The following is a 24,605-nucleotide window of genomic DNA, read 5'->3' on the forward strand; positions in this document are numbered from 1 at the left end:
TTTATTCTGCTGAAGTTTTCATCGCTTCCTCTTCAAAACGATGTGCATCTTTCAATTCTTTATTTGGTTTGTAAGGTTTTGCCCAGTAAGAGTAAATCGCCGGGATTACAAACAGGGTCAAAATTAACGAAAACAATGTTCCGCCAACAATTACAGTACCCATACTCATTCTGCTTTTTGCAGCTGCGCCTAAAGCCAATGCAATGGGTAAGGCACCTATCGCAATTGCCAAACTCGTCATTAAAATAGGACGTAAGCGGGAAACAGCTGCTTCACGAATGGCCTCGGGAATAGGAATACCCTTTTCTTTGAGTTGATTGGCAAACTCTACAATCAAAATACCGTTTTTGGTTACCAAACCAATCAGCATAATGGTTCCGATCTGGCTAAAAATATTCCAGCTTTGCCCGCATAACCAAAGAGACAAAAATGCACCGGCAACGGCCATTGGTACCGTCAAAATGATGATGATAGGATCTTTAAAACTTTCAAATTGTGCCGAAAGAATTAAATAAACCAATAACAAAGCTAAACCGAAGGCAAAAAAGGTATTTGACGAACTTTCTTTAAAATCCCGTGACTCGCCGCTTAAATCTGTAGAGAAACTTTCATCTAAAACTTTTTTAGCAATGGCATCCATGGCATCTATACCTTCGCCAATACTTTTACCCGGAGCCAAACCTGCAGAAACCGTAGCTGCAATTAAACGATTATTTCTATATAATTGTGGCGGACTGCTTTCTTCTTTAGCGGTAACTAAATTATCCAGCTGAATTAATTCTCCTTTATCATTTCGTACATATACCGAGCTTAAATCGAGCGGTTCTTTACGGTCTACCTGATCAAACTGCCCGATAACCTGATACTGTTTCCCATTCATGAAGAAATAAGAAAAACGCTGACCGCTAAGCCCGAGGTTTAACGTTTGGGCGATTGCAGATATAGATACACCAAGGTTTTTTGCTTTGTCTCTATCTATTGTAAGGTTAATTTCCGGTTTATTGAATTTAAGGTTCACATCAGATACCGTAAAAGTTGGATCTTTTGCAACCGCATCCATAAATAAAGGCACTTTTTCTCTTAACTTTTCAAAATTTTGTGCCTGGATAATGTAACTGATTGGTAAACCACCACGACGGCCAACCGAAATGGTGGGCTGCTGATTAACAATGGTTTTTCCCTCGCTGTATTTTTTAGTGATTTTAGTAAGCTGATCGGCAATTTCTTTTTGACTGCGTTCCCGGTCTTCCGGATCAACTAAACCCATTCTTAAAAACCCCGAATTGGTAGATCCCGCCCCGCCAAAGCCCGGAGAGGTAATGGTAATGTTTACATTTTTTTCAGGTACAGAATCAATCACCATCTGGTTAAGTTTCATGATGAACTTATCTGTATAAGCAAAAGAAGAGCCTTCAGGAGTTGTTACGTTGATGTTAATTGCACTTCTGTCATCATAAGGCGCTGTTTCTTTTGGTAATAATTTCCAAAACAGAAAAATTAAGCCCAAACAAACCAATATGATAGGAACAGACAACCATCTTTTATCTAAAAACTTATTTAAGTTGGCTTGATAAGCATCGTTTAATTTTACAAAGTAAGGCTCGGTAAAATTGTAAAACCGCGAAGGTTTATGTCCGCCTTTTTTCATTAAATATGCATTAAGCATCGGGGTTAAGGTAAGCGATACAAAAGCGGAAATTAAAACCGCTGCCCCGATTACAATACCAAACTCTCTAAATAAGCGGCCAACAAATCCCTGTAAAAAAATTACCGGAAGAAAAACGGCTGCCAATGTTATCGAAATAGAAATTACAGCGAAAAAGATTTCATTTGATCCTTTTATGGCGGCTTCAAATGGCGACATGCCTTCTTCAACCTTTTTAAATATGTTTTCGGTAACTACAATACCATCATCAACCACCAAACCGGTTGCCAGTACAATGGCCAGTAAGCTCAATACGTTGATCGAAAATCCGAAAATATACATTACAAAAAATGTAAAAATTAAGGATACAGGAATATCAATTAACGGACGGAAGGCAATGGCCCAGTCTCTAAAAAACAGGTAAATAATCAGAATAACCAAAACCAATGATAAACCAATGGTTTCTGCTACTTCGGTTACAGAACGTTTAATAAATAAGGTGTTATCAAGGGCAACTTTTAATTTAATGTCCTGTGGAATGTCAGCCTTTAGTTTATCAAAACGTTTATAAAACTCTTTACTGATATCTAAATAATTTGCTCCGGGCTGGGGGATAATAGCAACGGCAACCATTGGCTTACCCGATTCACGCAAAATGGTTTCTTCGTTTTCTGACCCCATTTCTGCTAAACCAACATCTTGTAGTTTAACCACATTGGTGCTGTCGTTTTTAAGAATCAGGTTGTTAAACTCATCTGCCGTCGTTAATTTACCCAGGGTTTTTACCGTAAGCTCCGTTGTTGCCCCCGTAATTTTACCCGATGGAAGTTCTACGTTTTCATTATCTAAAGCAGTAACAATATCCTGTGAGGTTAGGCCATAAGCAGCCAGTTTATTAGGATCTATACGAATTCTCATCGCATATTTTCTTTGTCCCTGAATTTGAACACTACTTACCCCCGGAATCGTTTGAATCCGGTCTGCAATTACATTTTCCGCAAAATCACTTAAATCCAGTGTATTTCTTTTATCACTCTGAATGGTCATGGATAAAATTGCATCCGAATTTGCATCGGCTTTACTTACTACCGGTAAACCGTCAATATCTTTTGGTAAAGTTCGTGCCGCCTGCGATACCTTATCGCGTACATCATTTGCCGCCTCCTCAATATTTTTATCCAGGTTAAATTCGATGGTGATGTTACTGGTACCCTGATTACTGGATGATGAAATGTTACGAATCCCATCGATAGCATTGATTGATTTTTCCAGTGGTTCGGTAATCTGCGATTCGATAATGTCTGAATTGGCACCCGGATAAGATGTTCTAACTGAAACCACCGTAGGATCAATAGAAGGATATTCCCTAACGCCTAAAAAGTTATAGCCAATTACCCCAAATAATACAATCATCAGGTTCATTACAATAGCCAGAACCGGTCTTTTTATACTCGTAGTTGAAATACTCATGATTATTCTTTAGGGAGATGAACTTTTACCGGAGTATCTTTTTTAAGGGACATTGAGCCTGTGGTTAAAACAGTATCTCCGGCCTTCAGGCCCGAAGTAATTACAATATTTTCGGCCGTTCTGGTACCCGCTTCTACTTTAACTTCCTGTGCCTTTCCATTTTTACTTACATAAACAATTTTACCATTTAAAACAGGAACAATAGCCTGATTAGGGATTAAAATTGCATCATCCATTGTTTTTAGAGACAGTTTAATCTTAGCAAAAGACCCGGGCAATAACGAATTGTCCGAATTAGGAGCCAATGCCCTTATTTGTAAGGTTCTGGTCGCCGCATCTATCCCTGGTTCTATGGCATAAACCTTTCCGGTGTTATGTTTAGAAGAACCATCTGTGGTAAAAGAAATTTCTGAACCCATTTTTATTTGTCCTGCATATTTTTCAGGAACTGAAAAGGTAATTTTTACCGGGTTGGTGCTAACCAAATTGGCAATTACAGTAGCAGGTGTTAAATAAGTACCCGAAGAAATATTGCGTAAACCAATTTTGCCACTAAACGGTGCACGGATGGTTGTTTTTGCCAGTTGTGCTCTGATTAATTGTGATTGTGCCTGTAAAGATTTTAAGTCTGCTAAAGAAGTATCGTACTCTTCCTGGCTAATTGCGCCTTTTTCCAATAACTGTTTTGCACGGTTTTCATTTGTTGCAGATAACTTTTGTTTCGTTAAAGCCTCATTTAACTGCGCCTGAATATCCCTGTCGTTAACTTTTACCAACACACTACCTTTAGATACCGTTGTACCCTCCTGAAAATAAATCCCGGTTACTAGACCCGAAACTTCACTTTTTAACACAACAGATTCATTGGCATCAATGGCGCCTGTAATTTCCAGGTCGTTATTAAAGGTACTTGTTTTAACAATTATTCCATCAACAACCATCGGAGGCCCACCTTTGCCTCCTTTATCATCCTTCCCTTTTCCTGTTGATGCTCCTTTGCCTTCCAGTTTCTTATTCGCACTTATCCGGTAATAAACCAACCAGGCCAGTCCTAATGCTAAAACAGCGTATACAATATACCTTTTCTTCATGTGTTTTTTCGTGTGTTTGCGTATTCGAAATATTAGATATTCCTTAAAAATTTCGTAAAAATATTCAATTAGTTCACCATAAAATTGTTGTATTAAGGATGTTACTTTGCGTTAATCCTAAATTATTGTGGCAATGGTCAGACTTAAATAGATACTGGAGGTTTAAGAATATTTTTACGTGTATTCATTATTTTACAGGGCAATTATTAATTTTAAATTTTAAACCGTCCACATAAAATATAAATTTGTGACAAAACACACGACAATATGTTTAATAAAAAATCAGTTTTAAGTTTAGTTTTAGTACTTACAGGTATTATGGCAGCGAAGGCGCAGGTAAAAATAGGTTTCGAGGTTTCCTTTAAAGAACCGCAGGCTCATTATGCTGAGGTTCAGATGAATATTTCTGGCCTGGCTAAAGATTATGTAGACGTTAAAATGCCTGTTTGGACACCGGGTTCTTATTTGGTACGTGAATTTGAAAAAAGTGTAGAGGATTTTAAAGCAACTGCATCGGGCAAAACTCTTAGGGTTGAAAAAGTAAGAAAAAATACCTGGAGGATATTTTCTGCTAAAGCAAACGATGTTAAAATTAATTATCGTGTTTATGCTTTTGAAATCTCCGTGCGCACACCATTTATTGATGAATCACATGCCTTTTTATCGCCGACAGGAATTTTTATGCACCTTGATGGTATGATTAAATCGCCGAGCACGGTCAAAATTATTCCTTTTAACACCTGGAGTAAAGTATCTACAGGCTTAACACCGGTTGCAGGTCAGCAATTTACTTACCATGCAACTGATTTTGATATTTTATATGATAGCCCTATCGAAGTTGGTAACCAGGATGTATTCGAATTTACTGCTTCAGGTGTACGCCATGAAGTGGCAATGTATGGTGGCGGCAATTACGATAAAGAAAAACTAAAAGTGGATATGGCTAAAATTGTAGATCAGGAAACTGCAGTTTATGGCGAAAACCCAAATAAATATTACCTGTTTATTGTGCATAATTTTCAACGTGGAGGCGGTGGTTTAGAGCATTTAAACTCTACTACTTTAGGCGCAACCAGAGATGCTTACAATACTGAAAAAGGATATAATGGCTTTTTAGCACTTGTGGCTCATGAATATCACCACCTTTGGAATGTTAAACGTTTACGCCCGGTTGCTTTAGGCCCGTTTGATTACGATAATGAAAATTATACTACTAACCTTTGGGTTGCGGAAGGATTTACTTCGTATTACGAAAATAAATATATGCACAGAGCTGGCTTTATTGATGCCAATGGTTTTGTTAATGACCTTGCTGCTGGTATAGCGACTGTTTTAAATACACCAGGTGCGAAGGTTCAGTCTGCAGCATCTTCTAGTTATGATGCCTGGATTATTGGTTATCGCCCGAACGAAAATTCAAAAAACAACGCCATTTCTTATTATAACAAAGGAGAAGTAATTGGTATTTTGATGGATCTGGAAATTATTAACGCCACCAGGGGCGCTAAAAGTTTAGATGATGTAATGAAAGCCATGTATTTGCAGTGCAAAACACTTAAACGTGGTTATACAGATGCTGAATTTAAAGCAATGGTTGAAAAAGTTTCTGGTATTAGCTTTACCAATTTCTGGGCTAAATACGTAAACGGTGTAGATGATGCTGAATACGTTAAATACTTTGGTTATGCAGGAGTTGATGTTTCGACAGAAAATGCGACGCCAGGCAAGCCTGTAACTGGTGCATCTTGTACTTTAGGCAATGGCTTAATCGTAACCTCAACAACCAGAAACTCTGCAGCTTGGGTTGATGGTTTAAATGTAAATGATGAAATTATTTCGGTAGATGGGGTTACTGTAGACGAGGCTTTATCAACCATTAAACTGCGTAGCCCAATGATTTCTTTGGATGTTTTACCTGTGGTAGCAAAAAAGAATATTGGTGATGTACTTAAAGTGAAAGTTAAGAGAGATGGACTTGAAAAAGAATTTTCTTTAAAGTTAAAAGCTAATCCAAACGTACGTTTAAAAGCAACTATAAATGAAAATGCAACTGCGGCTCAAAAAGCAGTATTTGCAAAATGGGCTGGAAAATAGTTTCCCGATTCATGAAATAAAAAAATCCCGTAGGGCATAACCTTACGGGATTTTTTATTTGTGTTTTTTAACTTAGAAAGTAAAACGAACGCCTAAACCGATATCACCGCTGTAAAAGTCAGTATCCGGAGTTAACTGTAATGTTGGAATCCAGTCTAAAGATAAGTTAATTGGAGCACCTTTAAATTTGTAATCTAAACCTAAAACACCATCAAGTGATACATAAATATCACTATCATAGCCTTTAACTTTGTAAGATCCTATTGAAGCACCACCACCATAGAACCAGTTTAAACCTGGAGCACCTTTAATTGGATTATATACTTCGTATAAACCAGTTAAGTTAATGTAATTTACTCCTTTTGAGCTTCTGAAGTTTCCAATAAGTTCAAGCATAGCACCTTTATTCAAGGCTGTTTTAAAACTCACACCATTTGCAGAACCAAAACGTCCACCGATAGCATTTTTGTAATCCTGAGCTTTAACATTCATTGTGCTGAACATAAATAATGCTGCACATCCTAAAAAAGTAAAAATTAATTTTTTCATAAATAAAATTTTATATTGTTTTTTTAAATTATTGTCATCATAGCAACTTCTATGCCGTAATGTTTTTAAATTGTCATTTTATATAAATACTGCTGAGTTTTATAGTTGAAAATTGTTTTAAAAGGTTAACCCTTAATACCCAAAACATTTACATTGGTAGGGAATGAATTAATAATTCTGAACGGATTAGCAGATAATAAAAATTAATCTGCGGTTATTTAAAGGCTGATTCTTTCTTAATCATTTTGGTCGTTTTGTATATTTTTAACGTCAAAAATTTTATTCATAAAAAACAATGCTTGCATAGTAATTATGGAATTGCTAAGTTTATTCAAATATTTTATACCCAAACGTCATCCGGTATTTGGTTGTAAGATTATTTTTTGAATTAAAAGGCATGGAGATGTTACGTCTTTGTGTTTTGATTTTTTTAACTTAACCAAATAATATTAAATCAATATGGCTGCAGAAATTAAACGGGTTTTTGATCTTTTAAAATATAGCCTTGAACATCCCAAAAAAGAGTTCATTAATGGAAAAATAAAGGGTAAATGGGTAAATTACAGTACAGAAGAGTTTTGTACTGCCGTTGATGCCCTAAGTAAAGGACTTATCAAAAAAGGAATCGGCAAAGGCGGGCGGGTAGCCGTTATGTCGCATAACCGGCCAGAATGGAACATTGCCGATTTCGCAGCCAACCAAATCGGTGCTTATCAAATTCCATTATATCCAACGCTTGCTGAGCACGATATTCAGTTTATTTTAAAGGATGCAGAGATTGCAATTATTTTTGTAGCAGACGAAGAAATTTATAAAAAGGTTAAACCCTGCGTTGATGCGATTAACCCTGCGGTTAAGATTTATAGTTTTGATGAAATTCCTGAAGCCGAAAGCTGGAAAGTTTTACTGGAAGAAGGAAAGGCCGATACCGAAACCAATCTTGATGAATACCGGGAAAAAATTGGTCCTGAAGATATTTTAACCCTTATTTATACATCTGGTACTACCGGCACGCCAAAAGGTGTAATGCTTACCCATAGTAACCTGGTGGCTAATTTTGTAAATTCTGCCGTTGTTATTCCAAAAGGACTTAATAAGGGCCTGAGCTTTTTACCGCTTTCGCACATTTTTGAGCGCATGATCATTTATCTCTATCTGTATAACCGCACTTCGGTATATTATGCAGAGAGTATGGAAACCATTGTAGCTGATATTCAGTTTGTTAAGCCAAATGCCTTTTCTACCGTTCCACGTTTGCTTGAAAAAGTATACGATAAGATTATGGAGAAAGGAAAAGCCTTAAGCGGAATTAAAAAGGGGATTTTCTTTTGGTCGGTATCGCTTGCCGAAAAGTATACGATTGATGCCGGCTGGTGGTATAATTTTAAACTGGGTATTGCCCGTAAGCTGGTTTTTAAGAAATGGCAGGAAGCCCTGGGCGGAGAAATTGTAGTGGTGGTATCTGGTGGTGCTGCATTAAATCCACGTTTGGCCAGAATTTTCTGGGCTGCCGGTATGCCGGTTTTCGAAGGGTATGGATTAACCGAAACTTCTCCGGTAATTACCGTTAATCATTTTGGAGGTACCATGTTTGGTTCTGTTGGGGAAGTAATAGAAGGCGTTGAGGTGAAAATTGCTCAGGACGGGGAAGTTCTTGCCCGTGGCCACAACATTATGAAAGGCTATTACAACCGTCCCGACTTAACAGATGAAGCGATCGATCAGGAAGGCTGGTTTCATACCGGTGATATTGGCGAATTGGTTGATAACCGCTTTTTGAGGATTACAGACCGTAAAAAAGAAATGTTTAAAACCGCTGGTGGTAAGTATGTTGCACCGCAAATGCTGGAAAATAAGTACAAAGAATCTATTTTTATAGAGCAGATTATGGTTCTGGGAGAAAATAGAAAATTCCCGTCTGCATTAATTGTTCCAAATTTCGAAACCCTAAAAACCTGGGCTGGCAGAAAAGGAATTACCTACACCAGTAATGAGGAAATTATTAAAAATGAGCAGGTTATGGCCAAGTATAACGAAGTAATAGAAAGTTTTAATTCTTCATTTGGCAAGTGGGAGCAAGTTAAAAGATTTGCTTTATTACATAAAGAATGGAGTATTGATGGAGGCGAGCTTACCCCTAAATTAAGTTTGAAAAGAAAAATTATTACAGAAAAAAATAATTCAATAATAGATAAGATTTATAAAGATGCAGAAAACTATAAAGCACCACAATAACTACCTCACTTTGACTTTTTTTTTAATGGTTGCAGCCCTGATAAATGGCTGTGCAAGTGGTCAGTTAGGCAAAAATAATAGTGGTGAATTTAAAAACGGAATGGTTGTTTCTGCCCATCCCGAAGCATCGCAAGTTGGTGTAGATATTTTAAAAAAAGGAGGCAATGCTGTTGACGCTGCGGTTGCAGTACAATTTGCCTTAGCTGTTGTTTATCCAAATGCAGGTAATATTGGTGGTGGTGGTTTTATGGTTTACCGCTCAGCTGCAGGAGAAACTAATGCACTCGATTTTAGAGAAAAGGCGGCCGCTGCAGCCAACAGAGATATGTATCTGGATGCTGCAGGGAATCCAATTGTAGATAAAAGTTTGTATGGACATTTAGCTGCGGGTGTACCAGGATCAGTAGACGGCATGGTTGAAGCGCATAAAAAATACGGCAAATTAAGCTGGGCTCAGGTTATACAGCCAGCCATTGATCTGGCTGAAAAAGGTTTTAAAATAACAAAACGTCAGGCAGGCGAATTAAATGGTTTACACCGTAACTTCATGGATTTTAATCCACTGGGAACAGCTTTCGTAAATTTAGAAAGCACCTGGAAAGAGAATGATCTTTTAGTGCAGAATGAATTGGCCAATACCTTAAAACTTATTCAGCAAAAAGGCCGTGATGGATTTTATGGAGGTAGCGTAGCCGATTCCATTGTGGCAGAGATGCAGCGTGGAAAGGGTCTGGTCACTAAAGAAGATTTAAAAAATTATCATGCGGTATGGCGTAAGCCGGTTGTTGGCCAATACCGTGGTTATAAGATTATTACAATGCCGCCAACTTCAAGTGGTGGAATTGCTTTAATTCAATTATTGCAGTCTGTTGAGCCCTACCCATTAAAAAAATGGGGGCATAATGCCGATTCGACTGTTCAGTTAATTGTAGAAGCCGAAAGAAGAGTTTATGCAGATCGTGCTACGCACCTGGGCGACCCTGATTTTTATGCAGTTCCACAAAAGCAGCTTTTAAATGCAGAATACAATAAAAATAGAATGGCCAATTTCAATTGGGCTGCAGCTACACCAAGCAGTTCGGTTTTGGCGGGCGAAATAGCGGGAAAAGAGCACGAAGAAACTACACACTTTTCTATTGTCGACCGTGAAGGTAATGCAGTTTCCATTACCACCACATTAAATGGTTCTTACGGATCACTTGTTGTTGTAAAAGGTGCCGGCTTTTTACTGAACAACGAAATGGACGATTTTTCAGTAAAACCTGGTGCGCCGAACATGTATGGTTTAGTAGGCGGAGAAGCCAATGCAATTGCCCCAAATAAAAGAATGTTAAGTTCTATGACGCCTAGCATTGTAGAAAAAGGCGGCAAATTATTTATGGTTGTGGGTACGCCCGGCGGCTCTACAATTATCACTTCAGTATTTCAAACCATTATCAATGTCATTGATTTTGAAATGCCTATGCAAGCTGCCGTAGCGGCCAAAAAGTTTCATCACCAATGGCTGCCAGATGAAGTTTATGTTGAAAAGGGTGCTTTAGACAGTTTGGCAGTGAAAACACTGGAAGCTAAAGGTTATAAAATTGTGCCTCGTGGTGCCATAGGAAGAGTTGATGCCATTTTAAAAACCAAGTGGGGCTATTATCAGGGCGGGGCAGATCCACGGGGGGATGATAAGGCCATTGGCTATTAGTAATGTGGATAAGTGGATAAGTTGTTTGATGAATGTCTGCTTTTTGGTATGGGGATTGTTGTAAGAGGGCAACGCTTATTCACGTTATTTAAAAAAGATATGAAATCACAACTATTTAAATCACTACCGGTTGTACTAGCCGGTTTATTTGTCGGATCAGTAGCACAAGCTCAGGAACCGGCTGCAACAGCAGCCAAATTAAGAACTTGGTCAATTGGTGTAAACGCAGGTGTATTAACGCCACTTTCTCCACTGGGAGGAAAAAATGACTTCAGTAACAACAAATCAAGTTTAGGTTACGGTCTTTACATTAAAAAACAATTCACTCCTTATTTCTCTTTACGTTTAGACGGAGTTAGAGGTAAATTAAAAGGTGATAATACAGAAGCTTATGAAAGTGGTTTAGTTAACAACAGCCCTGTAAAAGCTTTCTCAACTGAATTAGAATATTCAGGAAGTTTAAATGCGGTTGTTAACTTGTTTAACATCGATATGTTTAAAAAAGAGAATGTATTACAACTTTATACTTCAGCTGGTGCTGGTTTAGCTGGTTACAAACCAACGATTACTACGGCTTCAGGTACTTCATTATACGCAGGCGACAAAACCATTAAAGAATTAATTATTCCGGTAGGTGTTGGTGCTAAATTTAAAATTTCTGACGGTATTAACTTTGATTTAGGCTGGACAATCAACTTTGTTGATGGTGATAACTTAGACGGTTACAACAGGGGTGGAAATGATAAATATAACTATGCTTATGCAGGTTTAGAATTTGCTTTAGGTACTGGAAAACAATTGGCTTTCCACAACCCGGTAGCTTTAACTTATGATGAGGCTTTAAAAGCAAAACAAACTGCTGATGGTTTAAAATCAGATCTTGATGCTCAAAAAGCTGAAAACGCAAAATTACGTTCAGAAATGAGCAACTTATTAGCGGATGCTGATGGTGATGGTGTTGCAGATAAATTAGATAAATGCCCTGGAACTCCAGCTGGTACTGTAGTTGATGGTGCTGGTTGCCCATTAAAAGTGCCTGCTCCACAAATTACTGAAAAAGTAATCGTAACTGAAGCAGATCGTAAAGTAGTTGCTGATGCAATTAAAAACTTAGAATTCGATTTAGGTAAAGCAACTATCCGCTCTAAATCTTATGCTACTTTAAACCGCGTTGCAGCTTTATTAATTGAGAAAAACTTCAGCTTAAAATTAGCTGGTCACACAGATAACACTGGTTCAAAAGAATTAAACTTACGTTTATCTAAAGACAGAGCAGAATCTGTAAAAGCTTATTTAGTATCTCAGGGTGCTAATGCTTCAAGAATCGAAGCTACAGGTTACGGAATGGGTCAACCAATTGCAACAAACAAAACTGCAGCAGGTCGTCAACAAAACCGTCGTGTAGAATTTACATTATACTAGTCAGTTTTCAACTGATCTTGAACGCCTCCGATGCAAATCTGGGGCGTTTTTTTTTGACAAAAAATATGCAGATTCCTCTTGCATTAACAAAATACATTCGTTAGCTTTGTTATGCAAGCATAATAAATTAGCTAAATGAAACAACAACAAACACTGGATTATCACATTAAGTTTGCCTGGCAAAATATGTTTAATAAATATAATCAGATGGCTGCCGGTTTTGGCATTACACAGGCCATTGGTTATATGCTGATTAATATAGATGATGAGCAAGGTACAGCAGTTTCAAATTTGGCAGCACTACTTGGCGTAAAGGCAACAAGCCTGTCAAGGATGTTGAATAACATGGAAGAAAGCAATTTAATTTACCGCGAAACGGCTGCCGGTGATAAACGTTCTGTTAAAATTTTTCTAACCGCTTTTGGAAAAGAAAAAAAACATCTTGCCAAAGGTGTTGTTCGTAAATTTAATGAGTATCTCGATGAACATTTCTCTAAAAAGGAAAAAGAAACATTCATTAATCTGTTAATTAAGTTAAATGAAATTACTGTAGCATATACTGTTGATTAAATCATAATTTATAATGAAACGAAGCATAAATAAAGTTGCTGTTTTAGGTTCAGGTATTATGGGATCGCGTATAGCATGCCACTTCGCTAATATCGGCGTAGAGGTTTTGCTGTTGGATATTGCCCCGAAAGAACTAAGCCCGGAAGAGCAGGCAAAAGGATTAACGCTGGATAATCCGGCAGTAAAAAACCGGATTGTAAACACAGCTTTGCAAACAGCTGTAAAAACCAATCCTTCTCCGGTTTATTCTAAAAAAGCATTAAACAAAATTAAAACGGGTAATTTCGATGATGACATGTCGAAAATTGCTGGTTTTGACTGGGTAATTGAAGTTGTTGTCGAAAATTTAGACATCAAGAAAAAAGTTTTCGAACAAGTAGAGCAATTTCGCAAACCAGGCACCTTAATTACTTCAAATACTTCTGGTATTCCTATTCATTTAATGGCTGAAGGAAGAAGTGATGATTTTAAAGCACATTTCTGCGGTACACACTTTTTTAATCCTCCCCGTTATTTAAAACTGCTGGAAATTATTCCAACACCACATACTCGACCAGAAATTGTTGATTTTCTGATGCATTATGGAGATAAGTTTTTGGGTAAAACGACTGTTTTATGTAAAGATACTCCGGCATTTATTGCCAACCGCGTAGGGGTTTATTCCATTATGGCACTTTTGCATTTGGTTGATAAACTGGATTTAACAGTTGAGGAAGTTGATAAATTTACCGGCCCTGCTTTGGGCAGACCAAAATCTGCTACTTTCCGTACTTCGGATGTTGTGGGTTTAGATACCATGATTAAGGTTGCAAAAGGACTATATGATAACTGTCCTGATGATAAAGCCCACGAACTGTTTAAACTTCCGGCCTATGTGCAAAAAATGGAAGAGAACAAGTGGCTGGGAGATAAAACTCAACAAGGTTTCTACAAAAAAACTAAAACAGCAGAAGGAAAAACAGAAATCCTTGCGCTTGATTTAAAAACACTGGAATATAAACCTCAGCAAAAAGTAAAATCGGCCACACTTGAAATGACCAAGCCGGTTGAAAATCTGCGTGAGCGCATGAAGATTTTTGCAAAAGGAAAAGATAAAGCAGGCGAATTATTCCGTCACTCTTCATTCGGTTTATTTGAATATGTTTCCGATAGAATCCCTGAAATTTCTGATGAATTGTATCGCATTGATGATGCCATGCGTGCAGGCTTTGGCTGGGAACTTGGTCCTTTTGAGCTTTGGGATGCCGTTGGCATTAAAGAAGCTATTGAAGGAATGGAGCAATACGGAAACAAAGCTGCTGCCTGGGTTAAAGAAATGCTTGATGCCGGAAATACTTCATTCTATAAAGTAGAAAACGGAATTAAAAAATACTACGATATTCCATCGAAATCTTATAAAGCTTTACCAGGCTCTGAAGAATTTATCATTTTAGATAACCTTCGCGAGCACAAAACCCTCTGGAAAAATTCTGGTGTTTCAATCATAGATTTAGGCGATGGCATTTTGAATGTAGAATTTCATACCAAAATGAACACCATTGGTGGCGATGTGATTTCGGGCATTAATAAAGCTATTGATATGGCTGAAAAAGATTATCGTGGATTGGTAATTGGTAACGATGGAGCAAATTTCTCTGCCGGAGCCAATGTAGGGATGATCTTTATGATGGCAGTAGAGCAGGAGTGGGATGAATTGAATATGGCCATTAAAATGTTCCAGAATACTTCAATGCGCATCCGTTACTCTTCTATTCCTGTGGTGGTGGCCCCTCATAATTTAACCCTGGGTGGTGGTTGTGAGTTTAGTTTACACGCAGATCACGTTCAGCTTTCTGCCGAAACTTATATGGGTTTGGTCGAGTTTGGTGTAGGCGTAATTCCTGGTGGTGGTGGAACAAAAGAGTTCGCTTTACGTGCTTCTGATGAATTTAAAGATGATCAGATTGTTCAAAATGCTTTGAAAGATCGTTTCCTGACCATTGGTATGGCTAAAGTTTCTACCTCAGGATATGAAGCTTATGAACTGGGTTATTTGCAAAAAGATAAATTCTCCATTTCTATGAACCGCAACCGATTACTAGCCGATGCAAAAGCTAAAGCAATTGAATTGGCTGATGCCGGTTATACAAAACCTGTTCAGCGTAATGACATTAAGGTTTTAGGGAAACAAGGATTGGGAATTGTTTATGCAGGTGCCAACAGCATGTACGCAGGACATTATATTTCTGAACATGATAAAAAGATTTCTGAAAAATTAGGTTATGTAATGTGCGGTGGCGATTTATCGTCTCCTACTGAAGTAACTGAACAATATTTATTGGATTTGGAAAGAGAAGCATTTTTATCGCTGGCCGGAGAAAGAAAATCTCTTGAAAGAATTCAATCTATTATTACTAAAGGAAAACCTTTAAGAAATTAAGAAGTTTAACACGATTTGATGTTGAAGCTAGCTTCAACATCAAATCTCAAATCTAATAAAATGCAAGAGGCATATATTATAGCAGGATATCGTACAGCAGTAGGTAAAGCACCCCGTGGCGTATTCCGTTTTACAAGAGCTGATGATTTGGCTGCCGAAGTGATCAGAGCTTTAGTAGCATCGGTTCCGAATTTAGATAACGAACAAATTGATGATGTAATTGTAGGTAACGCTACACCGGAGGCAGAGCAGGGTTTAAATATTGCCCGTATGATTTCGCTGATGGGTTTGGATACCGACAAAGTTCCGGGTGTAACCGTTAACCGTTATTGCGCATCAGGTTTAGATACAATTGCAACCGCAGTTGCTAAAATTAAAGCAGGCATGGCCGATTGCATTATCGCCGGAGGTGTTGAAGTGATGAGCGGAATGCCTTTTGGTGGATGGAAACTGGTACCCAATGCAGATGTTGCCAAAAATAATCCGGATTGGTATTGGGGTATGGGCCTAACCGCTGAAGCAGTGGCTAAAGAATATAATGTAAACCGTGAAGATCAGGATGTATTTTCTTTAAAATCTCACGAAAAAGCTGTCCATGCCATTAAAAATGGTCATTTGAAAGATGGAATTTTGCCAATCACCGTGAATGAAAATTACCTGGATGCCAATCTGAAAAAGAAAACCCGTTCTTATGTAGTCGATACAGATGAAGGGCCACGTGCAGATACAACTTTAGATAAACTGGCAAAACTAAAGCCTGTTTTTGATGCTAATGGTTGCATTACTGCTGGTAACTCTTCGCAAACTTCTGACGGTGCAGCATTCGTTTTAGTGGTTTCTGAAAAGAAAATGAAAGAACTGAATGCAGAGCCAATCGCCAGGCTGGTAAGTTATGGCGTTGCAGGTGTGCCGCCAAGAATTATGGGTATCGGGCCAATTGAAGCCATTCCAAAAGCTTTAAAACAAGCAGGTTTAAAACAAGATGATATTGATCTTATTGAGCTGAATGAAGCTTTTGCTTCTCAATCTTTAGCGATTATCAGAACCTTAGGTTTAAACCCCGATATTATTAATGTTAACGGAGGAGCAATTGCTCTGGGGCACCCGCTTGGTTGTACAGGTGCAAAGTTAACTGTTCAGATGATGAATGAATTAAAAAGACAGGACAAAAAATATGGTATGGTTACCATGTGCGTAGGTACCGGCCAGGGCGCAGCAGGTATTTTTGAGTTGCTGTAACTTACCATAACGGCAAAAAAGAAAATTGGAAAGCAAATACTTTTCGTTAAATATAAAATTAAGTGATTATCTCCTCTGTTGATACTCGCTACTAGATACTATAACAATGGAAACAACTGAAAAAAAGACAATTAAAGGTGGTGAATTTTTAGTAAAGGACACCGTGTATCAGGATGTGTTTATCCCTGAAGAATTTGATGAAGAGCAGCAAATGATTGCGCAAACTTGCCGCGATTTTTTAGCTGCTGAAGTTTATCCGAATTTAGATAAAATAGACAAACAGGAAGATCCGGAATTAATGCCATCGCTTTTAACCAAAGCAGGCGAACTGGGTATTTTAGGCGTTTCTGTTCCTGAAGAATACGGAGGTTTTGGAAAAAATTTCAATACTTCAATGCTGGTCGCAGATGTGGTGGGTGCCGGGCATTCATTTGCTGTTGCACTTTCAGCGCATACCGGAATCGGTACATTGCCAATTTTATATTATGGTAACGAAGCGCAAAAGGCCAAATATATTCCTAAACTGGGTTCTGGTGAGTGGAAGGCTGCCTATTGCTTAACTGAACCCAATTCGGGTTCGGATGCAAACTCCGGAAAAACGAAAGCCAGGCTAAGTGAAGATGGAAAACACTACATCATCACCGGGCAAAAAATGTGGATCACCAATGGTGGTTTTGCGGATATTTTTATTGTTTTTGCAAAGATAGACGATGATAAAAATTTAACTGCTTTTATTGTTGAGAAAGATTTCGGTGGTATTACCATGAATCCTGAAGAACACAAAATGGGTATTAAAGGCTCGTCAACCCGTCAGGTTTTCTTTAATGACTGCCCTGTACCAGTTGAGAATATGTTAAGTGACAGAGAAAACGGCTTTAAAATTGCCGTAAACATTCTGAACATTGGCCGAATCAAATTATCAGCAGCAGCTATCGGTGCTTCAAAAGCAACCCTGAGTACCGCAATTAATTATTCAAATGAACGGATTCAATTCGGTCGCCCGATTTCTAAATACGGTGCAATTCGTTTTAAAATTGCTGAAATTGCTTCCAAACTATATGCAGTTGATGCCGCGAATTACAGAGCAGGACAGAATATCGACGATACCTATGATCAATTAGTTGCAGGCGGAATGGAGTCTGGTAAAGCCAGGTTAAAATCTGTTGAACAGTTTGCTGTAGAATGCGCAATCTTAAAGGTTTGGGGCTCCGAAGCTTTGGATTATGCCGTTGATGAAGGTGTTCAAATTTATGGGGGTATGGGCTTTAGCGCTGATGCACCAATGGACAGGGCTTATCGTGATGCCAGAATCAATAGGATTTTCGAAGGAACGAATGAAATTAACCGTTTGTTAACTGTTGATATGATGTTGAAACGTGCCATGAAAGGAGAGTTGGATTTAATGACGCCGGCTACTGCTGTGGCTGCAGAATTAATGAGCATTCCTGACTTTGGCGAAGAAGATGCCACCTTATTTGCAGCAGAGAAAAAAGTATTGTCTAACCTGAAAAAAGCGACCCTGATGGTAGCCGGTGCTGCGGTACAGAAACTGATGATGACTTTAAGTAAAGAACAGGAAATTTTGATGAACATTGCCGATATGGCCAGTTATGTTTATGTGCTTGAATCTGCTTTACTCAGAACCGAAAAATTAGTAAGCATGCGGGGAGAAGAAGCAACCACTGGTCAGTTAGATTTATTAAGAATTTATTTAGTTGAAGCCGTAGACGGTGTTGCCAAAGCAGGGAAAGAAGCACTTTGGGCTTTTGCAGAAGGTGATGAACAACGCATGATGCTGGTTGGTTTACGCAGGTTTACTAAAGTAGAACCATTTAATGTAAAAGAAGCCCGCCAAAGAGTTGCCCAACAATTAATTGAGGCCAATAAATACATCTTCTAAAATAAAAAATTAACAACTTAAAGGTTTAAGATAAGGATGCTGAAATGTCCGGATCTTGAACCTTTTTGCATTTAAAACAGAAATTTATTTCAAACATTCTAATGCCTATACCCTAAACATGAATGTTAAAATAGGTTAAAAATTGTAGCATCCGTATTAAAAACCTATTTTTGCGAATGATGGTTAGAATTAAATTAACTTTAATATTTTTTATTGGCATAATAATCTTTTCAGCCTGTAAGAAAACGGAAAGTGAAGACAAGCAAATGACAGAATTTATTAAAGCAAACAACATTAATGCAGTTAAACACGAATCGGGTTTGTATTATCAGATTATAAAACCCGGAAGTGGAACATTTACCTACCCTTCAAATACAAAAATTACCATCAAATACGAAGGCCGTTTATTAAATGGAAATGTATTTGACAATGGCAATGGACAGGAACAAACCTTCCCATTAGCAGGTTTAATTGAAGGTTGGCAAATCGGAATCCCTTTAATTCAAAAAGGTGGAGAAATCAGGCTGATTATACCTCCTGATTTGGGCTATGGAAATCGTGCAGTAGGTACTATTCCTGCCAATTCTGTTTTAGATTTTACCATACAATTAATAAACGTACAATAACATAGAATGAAAAAATATACTATTGCTTTATTTTCGCTTTTAGCAGCTGCCGTATTATTTACCTCTTGTAAAAAGGAATATGAATCTATTGAAAGCGTAGATGATACTGCTATTCAGGCTTATATTAAGAAGAATAATCTTAATATGACAAAAGATGCTACAGGTGTTTATTATCAGGTTGTTACACCAGGAACAGGTGATGTTTTTGCAAACAAAGATTCAGTTTATTTTACCTATCAGGAGAAATCTATAACAGATGCAACCACTTATTATACCTCGCCAACTTATGGAGTGAGTGGAACATATTTTGGATATATGATAGGCACATTTAATGGCAGTTGGGGTAAGGCACTTATTGGTCAAAAGTATGGCGCTAAGGTTAGACTCTTAATTCCTTCACACCTTGCTTATGGCAAAAACGGAAATACATCGTTAAACGTACCATCTAATGCAATTTTAGATACTTACGTAAATACCTTAGATTTTAGAAAGCAATGGCAGTTAGACGATTATTATATTCAAACCTATTTAACAGCAAACAAAGTTACTGCGGTTAAAGATGCCGCTACCGGAATATATACGGTAGTAACCAGTGCAGGTACCCCCGGAACAGTTATTACCGATCAAACTACTTTAGTGGTAAAATATACAGGTAGATTTTTAAACGGTACGGTTTTCGATTCATCTACTGATGGTACATTCTCTACAACTTTAAACAACGTAATTAAAGGATGGGGCATTTTGAAAAACTATGCACCAGGTGCTAAAGTTAGGCTTTTCATTCCTTCTGTATTGGCTTACGGTCCTTCAGGTAGTGTTGATCCCTCTACAGGCGTAGCAACAATCCCTGCAAATACAACATTAGATTTTGATATTGAAATTGTAAGCGCTACGAATTAAGCGCTTCCTTAAAAACTTTTAAAATTCTTTCTCTTGCAAGAGTATGCTCAACTATAGGTTGGGCATATTTTTTTGTCCCGAATTCAGGGACCCACTTTTTGATGTATTCCAGCTCCCGGTCAAATTTTTTAGTTTGCAGTTCCGGATTAAAAACCCTGAAATACGGAGCCGCATCATTGCCCGAACCAGCTGCCCATTGCCATCCGCCCACGTTACTGGCCATTTCATAATCCAGTAATTTTCCGGCAAAATAGGTTTCGCCCCAACGCCAGTCTATAAGTAAGTGTTTGGTTAAAAAACTTGCTACAATCATTCTCACCCTATTGTGCATCCATCCGGTTTGGTTAAGCTGTCTCATGCCTGCATCAACAATAGGATATCCCGTATTTCCGGTACACCAGGCTTTAAATTCTGTTTCATTATTGCGCCATTTTATTTTATCGTATTGCTTTTTAAAAGAATCAAAAGCAGCATATGGAAAATGCCAAAGAATAGCCATGTAAAATTCCCTCCAGGCCAATTCCGATAGCCAAACAGTGGATTTAGCCGCAATAGCATCTGCAACCGCTTTACGAATGCTTAAAGTCCCGAATCTTAAATGAAGGCCAATATGTGTAGTGCCATCCAATGCGGGGTAATCGCGTTCTTTAGCATAGTTATCCAATTTGTTTTTATAATCAACTTTAGGAAATTGAAGATTACCCTGTTCAAAGCCCATTTCCTGTAAGGTTGGGTAAGGCAGATGTTTAGTTTGGAAAAGGTTTTTAAAGTGCTTTTTTGTCAAATAAGCCCTGGTGTAAAAATCATTCAATTTAGCCTGCCATTGTCTGTAAAAAGGAGTAAATACCGTATAAGGAGTCCGGTCAGATTTTAAGATCTCGTCCTTTTCAAAAATAACCTGGTCTTTAAATGTTTTGAAGGCAATTTTTTCACTGGTTAAATACTCAGCTACATCATCGTCACGCTTGCGGGCATAAGGTTCATAATCATGATTGGTATAAACTTCTTTTACCTCATATTCTTTTAAAACTGCCGGCCATATTTTTTCAACTTTGCCATATTTAACCAATATATCAGCACCATGCTTTTGCAGTTCCTGTTTTAGTTTTTCAATAGTTTGATGAATAAAGGCTACTCTGGCATCATCTTTTGAAAATTTATCCAGGATATGCTGATCAAAAATAAACAAGGGGAGAACCGGATAATCACTTTTTAATGCATGGTAAAAAGCGGCATTATCTTCTAAACGTAAATCACGCCGAAACCAGCAAATGCTAATCGTTTTCTTCATTATTAAACAAGGTATTTTCAAAGGTAATAACAGCCGAATGGAAAACAGGTTTCATTTCAGGTGTTATTATTTTGATATCTTTTCTAAGGCTGTAGTACTGTGCTTTGATTTTCGCCATTCCCAGGGTGGAGTAGGGTTATGGTCATGCCATAACCCTGTTTTGTTTTTTCTGGCATCGGTTTCCAATTTGGCATATACCGTATCGGTAGAATATTTCTTGAAATGCCAGGCCATTCCCTTTTTCACCATTTCCTGATTTACATTTTGATTTTTATTGTTGAAAACAACGGCAATCAATCTCTTATTCCGGTCATATTTTGCTCCATGAACCGTTACCTGTTGCCCGAAACATAAATCTGACAACGTCTTTTTTGCATTATTGCCAAAGGGCTGCGAGCCTCTTTTTTCAGGACAATCAATATGGGCCAAACGTATTTTGACGGGTGTATTTTGATATAAAACTTCCATTGTATCACCATCCATAATCCGGATTACTTTAGCAATGAAAGTTTGATTTTTTAAGTTTATATCAATTACCTGCCCATCCATATGCTGAATGAATGCGGAGTTAAATGTTAAAAATAAAACGAGCGTAATTACTTTTCCCAACCACATAATGTTTTTCCGTCCTTTTTTGCTTTGTCTAGTGTAGATTGTACAATCTTGTAACCACAATTACTCAATCCACGACATTTGGAATCATAGTGATATTTTTTTGTGTTACCACTGTCGCAAATATACACTGTTGTTGATTCCTTGCTAACAAAATTATTTAAGAATAACATTAATAATAAAAGCGTTTTCATAATGATGAATAAATAGGGGGTTTACTAATGAAGTAATTTATTTTTAAGGTACAGAATCAATTTTATTTTTCCAGAATAATCTTCTGTATAACCGGGTCTAAGTTTGCTGGTAAATCAGCAGATTTTATATAGAACTTTTTTACATTCATAGCCCTGAACCAATCTGCCCAGTATTGATTAATTACATCCTCTTCATAAGGATTTTTCTTAGAAGCGTTAATCCCCAGAACAATAATCTCCAGATCTTTTAAATTGTTGGTTACAGGAATAAAGCCAAGTTTGTTTTTTACCATGATTGCTTTATAATCAGAAGATATAAGTTTCCTTGATCGAATGAAGTCTGGTGTTATAAAAGAGCTTTTGTTTCCTTCTAAAAATTTACTGTCCTTGTGATACATATAACCATCTGTCAGGATGATTAAAATATTTCTATGATTATCTTTGATACAATAATCCCGAACATTATTTTTAAAAAATTTCCAAATATCCGAACCAATAAATTGGCCATCCTTAATAGCAGATTGATAGATTTTTATGGGGATCTCCGAAAAGGTTTTGTCCAAACTCAAAATACTGCCTTTACTGGAGGTTTTGTCAAAATTTGCCTTTAATTGTTGACTTAATTTATTGATTTCAGGGTTTTTAGGTTCGGGATTGAAGTAAACTTGTATTTGATCATTCAACTGAATTATTTTCTTCTGCTTTATGTGAGCGATAAATGCCTTTTCTACAGATTTGATATACTGAACATCTCTTTGGTAAAATTCAGGATATTTTTTAGGATCTATTCGGTCTGATAAATCCAATAGAAAACTAATGTTAAGATTCTGAGCACTTACTTTTTTAGAACTTATTGAAAGTGAAAGAATCAGGATTAAGAGTAAAATTTTTGATTTCATAATATTTGGATTAGACTACAGATAAATAAATGGAATTTTGAGAATCTTCTTTTGCGCCCACTCCCTCGCAATGATTATTGTATACTTCGATACATTCTTTTATCAAATTCTGATTCTCTGTTCTCGAAACAAATAACTTTTCATTAATAAATGTGATCCATCCCTGCACATATTCCGAAGCATATAGAACGTATTCTTTTGTAGGGATGATAACTGCATCAATTATTCTTTGCAACTCTCCAATCCTTCCCTGAGCTTTAGCAATAAGTTCTTTAATGGCATTGAGCTCTTTAATAAATAGTTCCTTCTGTTTATCAAGGTCTGAAACCCTTTCCTGATGAATGAGAATATCTTTTTGTCGTTTTTGTTGTTCATGTTTTATCTTATCTTTTTCTTTATGCTCTTTCATGATAAAATCAAAAACCAATCCCCAGATAACATATACAATAAATCCTGCGAAGATAATTCCCCAAAATTGAATCCTGGTAAAAGCAATAGGTAAATTAAAAGGAGGCGAATCGAAAGTTTTATTCAAATCGTAGATCTTTTCCTCAATCTGATAAGCCAGAATGGCATCAAATACAAATGTAACCATAACTAAAACACCTATTTTGAGGTAATTTGCAAAACTTTTATTTTCACTGAACATGTGGATTAAGAACCCCAAACCTAAAAATACAAATGGAATTAAGGAAACAAATGCACCCTCAAGCGTTCCATCATTCCAGGCCTTTTCAAAAGCTTTTGGGTCTAAAACATTCATCATTAAATTACTATTGGGATCAAAAGTTTTGAAAAAAGCAGAATAAGATGTAGAGACATAAAAAGTAAATAGATATAAACTTATCGGAATGAGAATAATTAATCCAATCCAAAACTTTGTAGAAGCTCCTTTCGTTGCTTTTATATGGTACTTTTCAGGATCTCTGGCCAAATCATTAATTTCGAATTTTAAAGCTTCAACGCTATCTTTTACTGACCTGATGTTGGCATCCGTCCTGGCAATTTGTTCTTCTTTATTCTCTTTACTTACGGTAAGTGCCTTTACCTCGGTTTCTTTATTTTTTTGTTCGTTTATATACGGCTCTTTAATTTGCCTTTGTTTATCTACAAGTTCTTTTTCCTCATTCTGAAATTTAGCATAAATGGCATTTAAACATATGGATAGTGCTTGTGAGCCACCTATGTTTCTAGATCCATCTCTAAATCCAGCTTCGTGATAAGTCCTTTTTCTTACTTCCTCGGTTTCTCCGGTTTGATTTTCTGTAACGCCATCTTTTTCATTTTGAGATTCTGTAACAGACTTTAGGCGAAATAAATTTTTAATTTGGATGGTCATAACGCTTTAGTTTTGAAGTTCATTAATAATTTCACTTTTGGTTTTACCTTGCTTCACGGAATCCAGAAAATAATCAGCAATTGCAACAACATTTTCTTCTACAAATCCGAATAGCTTGATGTACTTTTCCAGAGCGGATCTTTCATTGTCATCTATTTTTTCGTCGGCCCAAATCATTACTGTAAGGTCATAGAGATAGTCTATCTTCTCTTCTATCAGATTTGGTAATGTATTTTTAGAATCGATAGGATTGAGAAGAATTTCATCCAGGTTTCTGGCTGTAATACCTCTTTCCTCCGCAAATCTGTAAAGCATTTTAAGTTCCAGAGCGCTAAAGCTATCATCGCAAATAGCCATTTGATAAAGTCTTAGGAAATGCGCTTTTAGGTTTTCCGGTATCTGAAAAATTTCCATATA

18 protein-coding genes are annotated in these 24,605 nt (G+C 37.2%); 10 read left to right on the forward strand and 8 right to left on the reverse strand.

All coding sequences use genetic code 11. The features are described from left to right. Position 1: 1 nt before the first annotated feature. Both O0955_RS14615 and O0955_RS14620 read right to left on the reverse strand, forming a co-directional pair. Positions 2-3,115, reverse strand: coding sequence for an efflux RND transporter permease subunit (locus O0955_RS14615; RefSeq protein ID WP_269428298.1), 3,114 nt, complete (start codon positions 3,113-3,115; stop codon positions 2-4). A 2-nt stretch (positions 3,116-3,117) separates the two neighbouring features. After that, positions 3,118-4,206 carry an efflux RND transporter periplasmic adaptor subunit gene (locus O0955_RS14620; RefSeq protein ID WP_269428299.1) on the reverse strand — a complete coding sequence of 363 codons (1,089 nt, stop codon included), beginning with the start codon at positions 4,204-4,206 and terminating at the stop codon, positions 3,118-3,120. Positions 4,207-4,473: 267 nt separating this feature from the next. Between O0955_RS14620 and O0955_RS14625 the strand changes: the two genes are divergently transcribed. Further along, on the forward strand, positions 4,474-6,300 hold the full coding sequence (locus O0955_RS14625; protein ID WP_269428300.1) for a M61 family metallopeptidase: 1,827 nt from the start codon (positions 4,474-4,476) through the stop codon (positions 6,298-6,300). A gap of 72 nt (positions 6,301-6,372) precedes the next feature. Here the strand turns inward: O0955_RS14625 and O0955_RS14630 are convergent, their stop codons facing one another. Continuing rightward, positions 6,373-6,849 carry a hypothetical protein gene (locus tag O0955_RS14630; RefSeq protein WP_269428301.1) on the reverse strand — a complete coding sequence of 159 codons (477 nt, stop codon included), beginning with the start codon at positions 6,847-6,849 and terminating at the stop codon, positions 6,373-6,375. Between the two features lie 459 nt (positions 6,850-7,308). Between O0955_RS14630 and O0955_RS14635 the strand changes: the two genes are divergently transcribed. From O0955_RS14635 to O0955_RS14675, 9 genes are all read left to right on the forward strand, one after another. After that, positions 7,309-9,084 carry an AMP-dependent synthetase/ligase gene (locus O0955_RS14635; protein ID WP_269428302.1) on the forward strand — a complete coding sequence of 592 codons (1,776 nt, stop codon included), beginning with the start codon at positions 7,309-7,311 and terminating at the stop codon, positions 9,082-9,084. Further along, positions 9,056-10,777, forward strand: a complete 1,722-nt coding sequence (ggt, locus tag O0955_RS14640) for a gamma-glutamyltransferase (protein ID WP_269428303.1) — start codon at positions 9,056-9,058, stop codon at positions 10,775-10,777. The genes O0955_RS14635 and ggt overlap by 29 nt, the downstream gene beginning before the upstream one ends. A 99-nt stretch (positions 10,778-10,876) precedes the next feature. After that, entirely contained in the window at positions 10,877-12,199 is a 1,323-nt protein-coding gene (locus tag O0955_RS14645; protein WP_269428304.1) for a DUF6089 family protein, read from the forward strand. A gap of 135 nt (positions 12,200-12,334) precedes the next feature. Next, positions 12,335-12,769 carry a MarR family winged helix-turn-helix transcriptional regulator gene (locus O0955_RS14650; protein ID WP_269428305.1) on the forward strand — a complete coding sequence of 145 codons (435 nt, stop codon included), beginning with the start codon at positions 12,335-12,337 and terminating at the stop codon, positions 12,767-12,769. A gap of 13 nt (positions 12,770-12,782) precedes the next feature. Further along, entirely contained in the window at positions 12,783-15,188 is a 2,406-nt protein-coding gene (locus O0955_RS14655; RefSeq protein WP_269428306.1) for a 3-hydroxyacyl-CoA dehydrogenase/enoyl-CoA hydratase family protein, read from the forward strand. A gap of 60 nt (positions 15,189-15,248) precedes the next feature. Then, positions 15,249-16,427: an acetyl-CoA C-acyltransferase gene (locus tag O0955_RS14660; RefSeq protein ID WP_269428307.1), complete on the forward strand. Its 1,179-nt coding sequence runs from the start codon at positions 15,249-15,251 to the stop codon at positions 16,425-16,427. A gap of 106 nt (positions 16,428-16,533) precedes the next feature. Next, a complete protein-coding gene (locus O0955_RS14665) occupies positions 16,534-18,327 on the forward strand; it encodes an acyl-CoA dehydrogenase family protein (protein ID WP_269428308.1) in 1,794 nt (597 codons plus the stop codon). A gap of 176 nt (positions 18,328-18,503) precedes the next feature. After that, positions 18,504-18,953 (forward strand): FKBP-type peptidyl-prolyl cis-trans isomerase, encoded by a 450-nt coding sequence (locus O0955_RS14670; protein WP_269428309.1) that lies wholly within the window; start codon positions 18,504-18,506, stop codon positions 18,951-18,953. 6 nt (positions 18,954-18,959) lie between these two features. Next, positions 18,960-19,853: an FKBP-type peptidyl-prolyl cis-trans isomerase gene (locus O0955_RS14675; RefSeq protein ID WP_269428310.1), complete on the forward strand. Its 894-nt coding sequence runs from the start codon at positions 18,960-18,962 to the stop codon at positions 19,851-19,853. Here the strand turns inward: O0955_RS14675 and O0955_RS14680 are convergent. The 5 genes from O0955_RS14680 to O0955_RS14700 form a co-directional block, all read right to left on the reverse strand. Beyond that, the gene (locus O0955_RS14680) at positions 19,843-21,144 is read right to left on the reverse strand and encodes a cryptochrome/photolyase family protein (protein ID WP_269428311.1); all 1,302 of its coding nucleotides are present in this window, start codon (positions 21,142-21,144) and stop codon (positions 19,843-19,845) included. The two genes, O0955_RS14675 and O0955_RS14680, sit on opposite strands and share 11 nt — an antisense overlap. 66 nt (positions 21,145-21,210) lie before the next feature. Next, positions 21,211-21,759 carry a thermonuclease family protein gene (locus O0955_RS14685; protein ID WP_269428312.1) on the reverse strand — a complete coding sequence of 183 codons (549 nt, stop codon included), beginning with the start codon at positions 21,757-21,759 and terminating at the stop codon, positions 21,211-21,213. 253 nt (positions 21,760-22,012) lie between these two features. Further along, positions 22,013-22,849 carry a hypothetical protein gene (locus O0955_RS14690; RefSeq protein ID WP_269428313.1) on the reverse strand — a complete coding sequence of 279 codons (837 nt, stop codon included), beginning with the start codon at positions 22,847-22,849 and terminating at the stop codon, positions 22,013-22,015. A gap of 10 nt (positions 22,850-22,859) precedes the next feature. Further along, entirely contained in the window at positions 22,860-24,188 is a 1,329-nt protein-coding gene (locus O0955_RS14695) for a hypothetical protein (RefSeq protein ID WP_269428314.1), read from the reverse strand. Between the two features lie 6 nt (positions 24,189-24,194). Continuing rightward, the gene (locus O0955_RS14700) at positions 24,195-24,602 is read right to left on the reverse strand and encodes a hypothetical protein (protein WP_269428315.1); all 408 of its coding nucleotides are present in this window, start codon (positions 24,600-24,602) and stop codon (positions 24,195-24,197) included. Positions 24,603-24,605 lie beyond the last annotated feature (3 nt).

This window comes from Pedobacter punctiformis (assembly GCF_027213715.1).
Classification (GTDB): domain Bacteria; phylum Bacteroidota; class Bacteroidia; order Sphingobacteriales; family Sphingobacteriaceae; genus Pedobacter; species Pedobacter punctiformis.